7 protein-coding genes and 1 pseudogene are annotated in these 10,149 nt (G+C 70.0%); 7 read left to right on the top strand and 1 reads right to left on the bottom strand.

What is annotated here, in order from left to right; genetic code table 11:
- Nucleotides 1-287: 287 nt before the first annotated feature.
- From CLM62_RS52300 to CLM62_RS37395, 7 genes and pseudogenes are all read left to right on the top strand, one after another.
- The gene (locus CLM62_RS52300; RefSeq protein ID WP_257004319.1) at nucleotides 288-587 is read left to right on the top strand and encodes an alpha/beta fold hydrolase; all 300 of its coding nucleotides are present in this window, start codon (nucleotides 288-290) and stop codon (nucleotides 585-587) included.
- A 593-nt stretch (nucleotides 588-1,180) separates the two neighbouring features.
- A complete protein-coding gene (locus tag CLM62_RS37410) occupies nucleotides 1,181-2,092 on the top strand; it encodes an alpha/beta hydrolase (protein WP_095754347.1) in 912 nt (303 codons plus the stop codon).
- A 199-nt stretch (nucleotides 2,093-2,291) separates the two neighbouring features.
- Nucleotides 2,292-4,181 carry a propionyl-CoA synthetase gene (locus CLM62_RS37405; RefSeq protein WP_095754346.1) on the top strand — a complete coding sequence of 630 codons (1,890 nt, stop codon included), beginning with the start codon at nucleotides 2,292-2,294 and terminating at the stop codon, nucleotides 4,179-4,181.
- Nucleotides 4,182-4,275: 94 nt separating this feature from the next.
- On the top strand, nucleotides 4,276-5,487 hold the full coding sequence (locus tag CLM62_RS52295) for a GAF domain-containing protein (RefSeq protein ID WP_257004318.1): 1,212 nt from the start codon (nucleotides 4,276-4,278) through the stop codon (nucleotides 5,485-5,487).
- A 29-nt stretch (nucleotides 5,488-5,516) separates the two neighbouring features.
- Nucleotides 5,517-5,681, top strand: a pseudogene (locus CLM62_RS52290) (SpoIIE family protein phosphatase); the annotation flags it as partial.
- Nucleotides 5,682-5,788: 107 nt separating this feature from the next.
- Entirely contained in the window at nucleotides 5,789-6,589 is an 801-nt protein-coding gene (locus tag CLM62_RS52285) for a SpoIIE family protein phosphatase (protein ID WP_306457963.1), read from the top strand.
- A 143-nt stretch (nucleotides 6,590-6,732) separates the two neighbouring features.
- Nucleotides 6,733-8,121: an MFS transporter gene (locus tag CLM62_RS37395; protein WP_095754345.1), complete on the top strand. Its 1,389-nt coding sequence runs from the start codon at nucleotides 6,733-6,735 to the stop codon at nucleotides 8,119-8,121.
- Between the two features lie 40 nt (nucleotides 8,122-8,161).
- Here the strand turns inward: CLM62_RS37395 and CLM62_RS37390 are convergent, their stop codons facing one another.
- Nucleotides 8,162-10,129, bottom strand: a complete 1,968-nt coding sequence (locus CLM62_RS37390) for a GAF domain-containing protein (RefSeq protein ID WP_095754352.1) — start codon at nucleotides 10,127-10,129, stop codon at nucleotides 8,162-8,164.
- Between the last annotated feature and the right edge of the window lie 20 nt (nucleotides 10,130-10,149).

The following is a 10,149-nucleotide window of genomic DNA, read 5'->3' as shown; positions in this document are numbered from 1 at the left end:
AACAGGGCCGCACCAAGGCCGGCAAGGTCGTGGTCTCGATGGTGCCCGACAACGACTGAGAACCGTCCGGCCGCAGACCCTCCGTCCGGCACGGTCACCGGAGGAGAGACGACGCCGTCGGCGATCCCTCGGCACCGGCCTCCAGGCGGGGACCCGACGAGTGACCCCCAGGTGCCTGACTACGCGCTGAACCCGGTCCCCACCCTGGAGGACTTCCTCTTCCTGTTCTTCGGCCGCTCGGAAGCCGCGATCGAAGCGGGCCGGGTCTTCTGGGAGCGGCGTCACCAGTGGCCGACCAGGACACACCGAGCTCGCCCGCAGTCGCACAGGCGCAGATCGAAGCGACCATCGCCTATGCGGAACCGCTGCCGGGCGAGAATCCCTATGCCTACCTGAACGCGATCACCCAGCCGACGCTGGTCCTCAACGGCGAGAACGACGTGATGATCGCCTCGATCAATTCCTGGCACCTCGCCCAGAACATCCCGAACGCTCAACTGCTGATCTACCCCGATGCCGGGCATGGAGCGCAGTTCCAGTACCCCGAGCGGTTCCTGAAGCACGCCCTTCAGTTCCTCGACGAGTAGCACTCGCACAGTCACAGATGCCTGGTTCGCGATGACGGTCCAGCCCATCGGATCCCCGGACCGCGACAGGCACGCCTTCCCGTCCATGGAGTCCTGTACGCCTCCGCAGTCATGAACGGAAGACAGTCCGGCAGCCGGATCGTCGCCGAACTCGTTGACTTGACCAGCTGCTCGATAATCCGGCAGGCCGGCCGGTGCGGCCGGCCGAGGGGACGAACCCGCGCATTCGGGCAGGGCGCACTGACGCCCGGCTGTCGCGCTCGCACCCACCGCCACGCGACTGCACCGAAGCCAAGCCCGGACGCGTCGACAGAATCCCCGGATTGCCGACGCGGACACCGCCCATAGGCGTGTTGCACGCACTCGTCCCGCTCGCACCCCCGGCGGTCCGGTCCACAAGTTGCGACCGGACCGACAGCCGCCCTGAAGAGTCCATGCCCAACGCCCCGTAAAGGGCCTCCGCGCGTCCATGGGGCACTCCGCCCACCTAAGTTTACTTTCATATACTCAGCCAGTAGCGTCATGACCAGCACATCGACCCGGCTTCCGCGGGGGAACTTCCGCACCGCACCCGTACGAGAAGGAGTACAACCATGGGAACAAGCCCAGAGGCACACGAGTTCGCGGAGTTCCTGGCGAGCGTGAGCGCGAAGTCGGCGACACGCGGCCTCGACCTGGCCGTCATCCGCGACATCGTCGACTCCAACCACAAGGCGTCGACCGAGCCGGAAGGCGTCACCTACGCCGAAGTCGACGCGAACGGCGTCCCCGCCCTGTGGGCCATCCCCGAGGGCGCCGACCCCGACAAGGCGCTGCTCCACTTCCACTTCGGCGGATCCGTCACCGCCTCCATGCACTCCGACCGCAAGTCAGCCGGCCACATCGCCAAGGCCGCCGGCGCCCGCTCGCTCGTCGTGGACTTCCGCCTGGCACCCGAACATCCCTACCCCGCGCAGCTCGACGACGCCGAGACCGCCTACCGCTGGCTGCTCTCGCAGGGCTACGAGCCGCGCAACATCGGCAGCACCGGCCACTCGATCGGCGGCACGCTCGCGGTGATGCTCCCGCTGCGCCTGCTCGCGAAGGGCGAGGCGACGCCGGGCGCGATCGTCAGCGTCTCACCGTGGACCGACCTCACCATCCAGAACGCGTCGGTGGACGAGAACGAAGACAACGACAAGATGCTCAGCAGGAACGTCCTCGAGCTCTTCCGAGGAGCCTGGCTCCAGGACCCCGCGGTGGACTTCACCGACCCCGCGATCAGCATCGCGAACGCCGATCTGACCGGCCTGCCGCCCACGGCCGTCCACTACGGCGAGTACGAGACCCTCGCCGATGACGGCGCCCAGCTCGGCCGCCGCCTCGCGGACTTCAAGGTCACCTCCGAGGTCCACCCGCTGCCCGAAGGGCAGCACTCGTTCGTCCTGGGCGCCGGGCGCGTACCCGAGGTGGACCAGGCGATCCAGCAGATGGGCCAGTGGCTGCGCAAGCACCTCGGCGCGTGAGCACCTCGGCGCGTGAGCAGAAGCTGTACCTGACGGCGGGGGCTGTCGGCCAGGCCGTCGCACCACCGCCATGCCGGCGACCGGTCCGCCGGTCTCCGGCATCCTGCTCGACCATGCCGGCCGGCATGCGGTACTTGTGTCCGACACCGTTCCGCACACAGCCCCACCACCGTCCCTCGAAGCCACAAAGGAGTGCGCGATGGGAACGTACGAGGAAGTCTTCCGCTCCAGTACCGAGGACCCGGAGAGCTTCTGGCTGAAGGCGGCAGAGGGCATCGACTGGGATGTCGCTCCGCAACGCGCCCTGGACTCCTCGGGCGCCCCCTTCTACCGCTGGTTTCCCGACGGGCGGCTCAACGTCTGCTTCAACGCGCTCGACCGGCACATCGAAGCCGGCCGAGGCGAACAACCCGCGCTCGTCTACGACTCCCCCGTGACCGACACCCGCCGCACCTACACCTACGCGCAGCTGAGGGACGAGGTGGCGGCCTTCGCCGGAGCACTCGCACAGCTCGGCGTGGGACACGGCGACCGCGTGGTCATCTACATGCCTATGGTCCCCGAGGCCGCCATCGCGATGCTGGCCTGCGCACGCATCGGCGCGGTCCACTCGGTCGTCTTCGGCGGGTTCGCCCCGCCCGAGCTCGCCCTCCGCATCGATGACGCCGCCCCCAAGGTGGTCGTCTCCGCCTCCTGCGGCATCGAGGGCAAGCGGGTCATCCCGTACAAGCCCCTGCTCGACCAGGCCATCGAACTCGCGGTCCACAAGCCGGAAAAGAGTGTGATCCTGCAACGCCCGCAGGAACGCGCCGAGTTGGGGCCCGACGATCTCGACTGGGGCGAGCTGGTCGCCGCCGCGCCGCCGGCCGACTGCGTTCCCGTCGCCGCCACCGATCCCCTGTACATCCTCTACACGTCCGGAACGACCGGAAAGCCCAAGGGAGTCGTGCGTGACTGCGGCGGCTACGCGGTCGCCCTGCACTGGTCGATGGGAGCCGTCTACGACGTGGGCCCGGGCGAGACGATGTTCACCGGCTCCGACGTCGGCTGGGTCGTGGGACACTCGTACATCGTCTACGCGCCCCTGCTGGCCGGCGCGACGACGGTCCTGTATGAGGGCAAGCCGGTCGGCACCCCGGACGCGGGCCAGTTCTGGCGCGTCGCCGCCGAGTACCGGGTCAAGACCATGTTCACGGCGCCCACCGCCTTCCGGGCGATCAGGAAGGAGGACCCGAAGGGGACACTCACCGCCGGCTACGACCTCTCCCACCTGCGCTATCTCTTCCTCGCCGGTGAGCGCCTCGACCCCGAGACCTATCACTGGGCGAGCGCCCTGCTGGGCGTCCCGGTGATCGACCACTGGTGGCAGACCGAGACCGGCTGGCCCATCGTCGCCAACCCGGTCGGCATCGAAGCCGCTCCCCTCAAGCCCGGCTCCCCCACCCGCCCGCTGCCGGGATGGGACGTCCGCGTCCTCAATGCCTCGGGCGAGCAGGCGCCCGCGGGCGTCGACGGTGCGATCGTCGTCAAGCTCCCCCTGCCGCCCGGCGCGCTCCCCACGCTCTGGAACGACGACGACCGCTACCTCGCCTCCTACCTCTCCGCCTACGACGGCTACTACCTCACCGGCGACAGCGGCCACATCGACGACGACGGCTACGTCTTCGTCATGGGCCGCACCGACGACGTCATCAACGTCGCCGGACACCGGCTGTCCACCGGCAGCATGGAAGAGGCCCTGGCCGCCCACCCCGACGTCGCCGAATGCGCCGTCATCGGCGTCGCCGACGAACTCAAGGGACAGATCCCGCGCGGCTTCGTCGTCCTCAAAGCAGGCAGCAACAGCGAACCGAGCCAGGTCGAATCCGAACTCGTCCAGCTCGTACGCGAACGCATCGGCGCCGTCGCCTCACTCAAGGACGTCACCGTCGTCGCCGCCCTGCCCAAAACCCGCTCGGGCAAGATCCTCCGCAAGACCATGCGCGGCATCGCCGACGGCCACGACGAACCCATCCCCTCCACCGTGGACGACCCCGGCGTCATCGAGGCCCTGCGCCCCGTCCTCCGCCGCGCCGATCACACCCCGTGAAGGGCTGACAGCGCCCTGGCCGACGGTGGGCGAGCGCGGCCGCCGGACTCCGCGCGGCACGGCCCGCCGGCCAGGGCGGGCGTACCTTGTGATTATGGGAACCGACGCCCATGCCTTCCTCAGCGATCTCGCTCGGGGCCTCGTACCCCGAGCGGATCAATTGGGCGACGTGGTGCTGCAACACCTGCTCAGCGAGCTTCCCGAGGTCTGGAAGTACGAGGACATCGCCGCCGTGGCGCCAGTGGCGTTGTCCGAACACATCGCCGCCGTTCTGGACTTCCTCGAGCGCGGTCTTGATATGACCGAGGTCAGGACGCCACCCGCCGCCATCGAATTCGCCCGCCGACTCGCTGAGCACGGGGTGCCCATCAGCGAGCTCCTTCGCGTCTATCGGCTCGTCCACGCAGGTCTGCTTGATCAGCTCTATAAGGAAACGGCCCGTGTCGCCAGGTCCCAGGAGCTGATCAACGCGACGACTCTCACCCTGAGCGCGATGGCCTTCGAGTACGCCGATCGTACGGCGGAACAGGCTGTCGCGGCCTACCAGAGGGAACGCGACCGCTGGCTGCAGCGGCGACTGATCGTGATCAACGAGGCAGGGACCCGGATCGGGACCGCCCTGGACACCACCCGTACCGCACAGGAACTGGCGGACGTCGGTGCCGACCACCTCGCCGACCTCGTCGCCGTCGACCTCCTTTCCTCCGCCCTCCAGGAGGAGGGGGCGTACCCGGTGGCCGGTCCTGCGACGCTCCGCCGCATCGCCCAGGCCGTCTCGGACGACTGCACGGACCTGGCAGCCGTCACAGGGCAGACGCACACCTACCCAGAAGACTCGGAGCCGGCTCGGGTACTGGCCACCGGACAACCTGTCCGGATCGGCATCACCGCTGACGACGTCCCCCCATGGCTGGCGATGTCGGCGGACCACGAACTCGCCCTGCGCGCCTTGGGCCTGCGCTCCATGCTCCTGGTCCCGCTGTGGGCCCGCGGAAGCCCGCTGGGACTCGCACAGTTCGCCCGCCGTCACACGGCGGAGCCCTTCGAGGAGGACGAGTTGCTTCTGGCCCAGGAGATCGCGTCCAGAGCGGCGGTGAACATCGACAACGCCTGTCGCTACACCCAGGAGCGTTCCACCGCACTCACCCTCCAACGCAGCCTGCTGCCGCACCACGTGGCGGACGAGTCCGCAGTCGAGACGGCATCGCGCTACCTGCCCAGCGGATCACGAGCGGGCGTGGGAGGCGACTGGTTCGACGTGATACCGCGCTCCGGAGCCCGCGTCGCACTCGCCGTGGCGACGTGATCGGCCACGGCCTGCATGCCGCGGCCACCATGGGCCGACTGCGGACGGCCGTCCGCACTCTGGCGGACATCGATCTGCCGCCCGACGAACTGCTGACCCACCTCGACGACGTGGTCATCCGCCTGCAGCGCGAGGAGAAACGGGGCACGGACGAGATCAGCGCCACCTGCCTCTACGCGGTCTACGACCCCGTCTCCCGCACCTGCTCCCTGGCCAGCGCCGGACACATTCCACCCGCCGTGGTGACGCCCCTGACCGTTGACGCGACGCCTCCGCACCGCTCGCGGTCGTCTTCTCGGAGCTGCCGGTCGGCCCGCCCCTGGGCCGGGCGGACTGCCCTTCGAATCCGCGCAGCTCGAATTTGCCTTCAGGTAGTCGGCTGGTGCTGTTCACCGACGGCCTCGTCCAGAGCCGCTCCAGTGACGTCGAGACCGCCCTCGCATTGCTGCGTGACATGCTCGCCCGCGCGCCGGCGTCGCTCGAGGAGACCAGCGACCAAGTGCTGTCCGCACTGCTGCCCAGCCGCCCGGCAGATGACGTCGCCCTCCTCGTGGCACGAACCAGAGCCCTCGACGCCGGTCACGTCGCCACATGGGATCTTCCTTGCGACCCGGCAGTCGTCTCCAAGGCCCGCGCCGCAGCCGATCAACTGGCCGCCTGGGGTCTGGATGACATGGCCTTCATCACCGAGCTCGTGGTCAGCGAGCTGGTGACGAACGCCATTCGCTACGGCAGGAGCCCCATCCAACTGCGACTGATCCTTCTGACACCGCGGCCGGTTCGCCTCCGACGGGGAGTGGGAGCCATGGACGTAAGAGGCCGAGCAAGCCGGCACCAGCGAGCCGGACCTGCTCGCCCGGCAAACGGTGGCCACCCTGCTCGACACGGCAGACACGCGCTGACGCATCACCTTTGCAGCAGGCTCGGCAACCGATGCGCTCCGTGGATAGATGCCCGCCTCCGGCAGCCGGAGCAGCGGCAGGTACACGGTTCCCTGAAGCTTCATCCAACCGGCCCCGGACGAGTTCACCGAACTCGAGTCGCCCTGCGCCTCGACAGCCGCCACCAGGGCACATTCCTCCATCTGTGTGTCCTCTCGTAGAGGCTCCGGCGACGCCGTCATGGTGGCCGCACGCACCTCTGCACCCTGAACTATGGTGCCCCACCACATGTGCCACTGACTTGCAGATTCCTACGGTATGGCGACACGAACACGTCCCCGTCAACCGCTTGGAAGTGGTGCCGATGTCCTCCCCCGCGCCCGCTCCCCCACCTCCCGCCAGCCTCAAGCGCATCGTCACCGCCAGCCTCATCGGCACCACCATCGAGTGGTACGACTTCTTCCTGTACGGCTCCGCCGCCGCTCTCGTCTTCAACAAGCTGTTCTTCCCGGACTCCGACCCGCTCGTCGGCACGCTGCTGTCGTTCCTGACATACGCCGTCGGATTCGCCGCGCGTCCGCTGGGTGCCCTCGTCTTCGGGCACTACGGCGACCGGCTGGGGCGCAAGAAGTTGCTCGTGCTGAGCCTGCTGCTGATGGGCGGCGCGACCTTCGCGATCGGACTGCTGCCCACGCACGCGACCATCGGGACCGCCGCTCCCGTGCTGCTGACCGTGCTGCGCCTGGTGCAGGGCTTCGCGCTCGGCGGCGAGTGGGGCGGGGCCGTGCTGCTGGTGTCCGAGCATGGGGACGCGCGGCGGCGGGGGTTCTGGGCCTCGTGGCCGCAGACCGGGGCGCCCGCCGGGCAGCTCCTCGCGACCGGCGTACTGTCCCTGCTGACCGCCGTGCTGTCGGACAGCGCGTTCGGCAGCTGGGGCTGGCGGATCCCCTTCCTGCTCTCCGGTGTGCTGGTGATCGTCGGTTTGTGGATTCGTCTGTCTGTCGATGAATCGCCGGTCTTCAAACAGGCGTTGGCGCAGGCGGAGGCGCGGAAGGCGGTCCCGGCCGCCGACGCCGAGAGGCTGCCGCTCGTCTCCGTGCTGAAACACCACTGGCGCGACGTGCTGGTGGCCATGGGTGCCCGTATGGCGGAGAACATCAGCTACTACGTCATCACAGCGTTCATCCTCGTCTACGCCACCACCTCGGCCGGCGTCTCCAAGCAGACCGCGCTCAACGCGGTGCTGATCGCCTCGGCCGTGCACTTCGCGGTCATACCGGCCTGGGGCGCGCTGTCGGACCGGATCGGCCGCCGTCCGGTGTATCTGCTGGGCGCGGTGGGCGTCGGTCTGTGGATGTTCCCGTTCTTCTCGCTCATCGACACCGGCGGTTTCGGCCCTCTGATCCTCGCCGTGACCGTGGGTCTGGTCCTGCACGGAGCGATGTACGCGCCCCAGGCCGCCTTCTTCTCCGAGATGTTCGCGACCCGGATGCGCTACTCCGGCGCCTCCATCGGCGCCCAGTTCGCCTCGGTCGCGGCGGGCGCGCCGGCGCCGCTCATCGCCACCGCGCTGCTGGCCGACTACGACAGCTCCACCCCGATCGCCCTGTACGTCGTCGCCGCCGCCGTGGTGACCGTCATCGCCGTGGCTGCGGCCAAGGAGACCCGTCACCGGGACCTGACCGAGATCGAGCCCTCCTCCGCCGACGCGGCTCCCGCGACGGCCCGTGCGGCGGACGCGCACACCGTCTGATCCTCCTCGGACCGGCCCCCGTACGCCCGTGCGTACGGGGTCAGTCCTGCCCCAGTACCGACAACCGGTGAAGCCGCAGGGCGAGTTGGATCTCCAAGGCGCGGGCGGGGCTCTGCCAGTCGTCGCCGAGGAGACGGCCGACCCGCTCCAGGCGCTGGGCGACCGTGTTCACGTGGACGTGCAGTTCGTCCTTGGTGCGGGCGGGGCTCATTCCGCAGCCGAAGTAGGCGTCGAGGGTGCGCACCAGGTCGGTGCCGCGCCGGTCGTCGTACGCGACGACCGGGCCGATCGTGCGGTCGACGAACCCGGCGATGTCCCGGTCCCCGGCGAGCAGCAGGCCGAGGAAGCCGAAGTCCTCGGCGGCGGCCCCGTCGCCGGTGCGGCCGAGCAGTCGCAGGGCGTCGAGGCAGCGCCTGCCCTCCGCGTAGGCGGCGGCTATGGCGTCCGGGTGGACGGCGAGGTCCTCGACGGGGGCGGAGGCGCCGACGGTGACCGCTTCGTGCACGGCGGTGCCGAGGTGGTGGGCGGTGCGCCGGGCCAGCTCTGTCGCACTGTCGCCGGGCTCCAGAGGCAGCAGGAGGACGGTGCCGCCGTCGCGGGCGGCGGCCAGTCCGTGCCGGGTGGCGGCGAGGTGTGACGCGGCGGACCACAGGCGCCGCCGGGCGTCCGCCTCTTGGTCGGCGTCGGCCGCGGGACCGTCCAGGCGGGCGGCGAGCACGACATGGGTGGCGTCGAGGTCGGCGCGCAGCCGGGCGGCGCGCTCACGCAGCAGACGCGGATCACGGTCGCGGGCGTCGAGCAGGTCGTCGAGGAGCTCGCCACGCACGCGCTGTTCCGCCTCGGCGGCCGAACGTCTGGCGAGCAGCAGCAGCGAGGTGACCATGGCGGCGCGCTCCAGAGTGCGTTGGTCGACGGGGTCGAGGCCCGGATGACCGCGCAGCACGAGCGCGCCCAGGAGTTCCCCGCCGGCGGCCACGGCGGCGATCCAGTCGTCCTCGTGCCGCACGGCGTGTCCGTCGGCGCGGGACGCCTCCAGGGCCCGGGCCGGTGCGGCGAGGGCCTCGGTGAACTCGACCGTGCCGTCGAGGACTTCGGAGACCGCGGCGGCCACGTCATGGACACCGCCGCCGCGCAGGACGAGTTCGGCGAGCCGGTCGTGGACGTCCGAGGCACGCTCGATGACCCCGCTGCGGTCCCGGATGATCTCGTTGGCCCGCTCGAGTCCGGCAAGGGCCGAGCGGGTCTCGGTAAGTAGGTTCGCGGTGTCGATGGCGGCCGCGGCAAGGGCGGCGAAGGAGCCCAGCAGCGCGATCTGCTCCCGGTCGAAGACGCGGGCGCGCCGGTCGGCGGCGAACAGGACGCCGATGACGTGGTGCCCCAGCATCAGAGGGACGCCGAGGATGGCGACCAGGCCCTCGTCCCGAACGCCCGCGTCGATGGCGACCGTGTGCTGGAAGCGGTCGTCCTTGAAGTAGTCGTCGGTGACATACGGACGGGCCGTCTGGGCGACGAGGCCGCCCAGCCCCTCCCCCATCCCGAGCCGCAGCTGCTGGAAGCGGGCCGCGACCGAGCCCTCGGTGACCCGCATATAGGTGTCGCCCCTGACCGGGTCGTTCAGGCTGAGGTAGGCCACGTCCGTGCCGAGCAGCGACCGGGCGCGCTGCACGATCGCCCGCAGGACCGCGTCCAGGTCACGCAGCCCGGCCAGGTCGTGGGCGGTCTCGAAGAGCGCGGACAGCTCGGCCTCCCGCCGGCGCCGGCCCTCCAGCTCCGAGCGCACGCGCAGGGCGAGCGGTTTGGCCCGTTCGAGCGCGGCGATCCACTCGGCCGACCGCCCCTCGGCGCGGGCCAGCAGCACCGGCTGCTCATAGGCGTCGGCGGACGCACCCCGTGCGAGCAGCTCCAGGAACGGCGTCTCGGCACCGCCGGCCGCCGACGCACCGGCACCGGCACCAGGTCCAGCTCCAGCCTCGGAACGCTCGGCGGACCGCACTTGATCGTGAGACATGCTCACAGGATTGCCCATCG

It is taken from the genome of Streptomyces sp. SA15 (assembly GCF_002291145.1).
In the GTDB taxonomy this organism is placed as follows: Bacteria; Actinomycetota; Actinomycetes; order Streptomycetales; family Streptomycetaceae; genus Streptomyces.
This window is presented reverse-complemented; position numbering and strand designations above follow the sequence as displayed.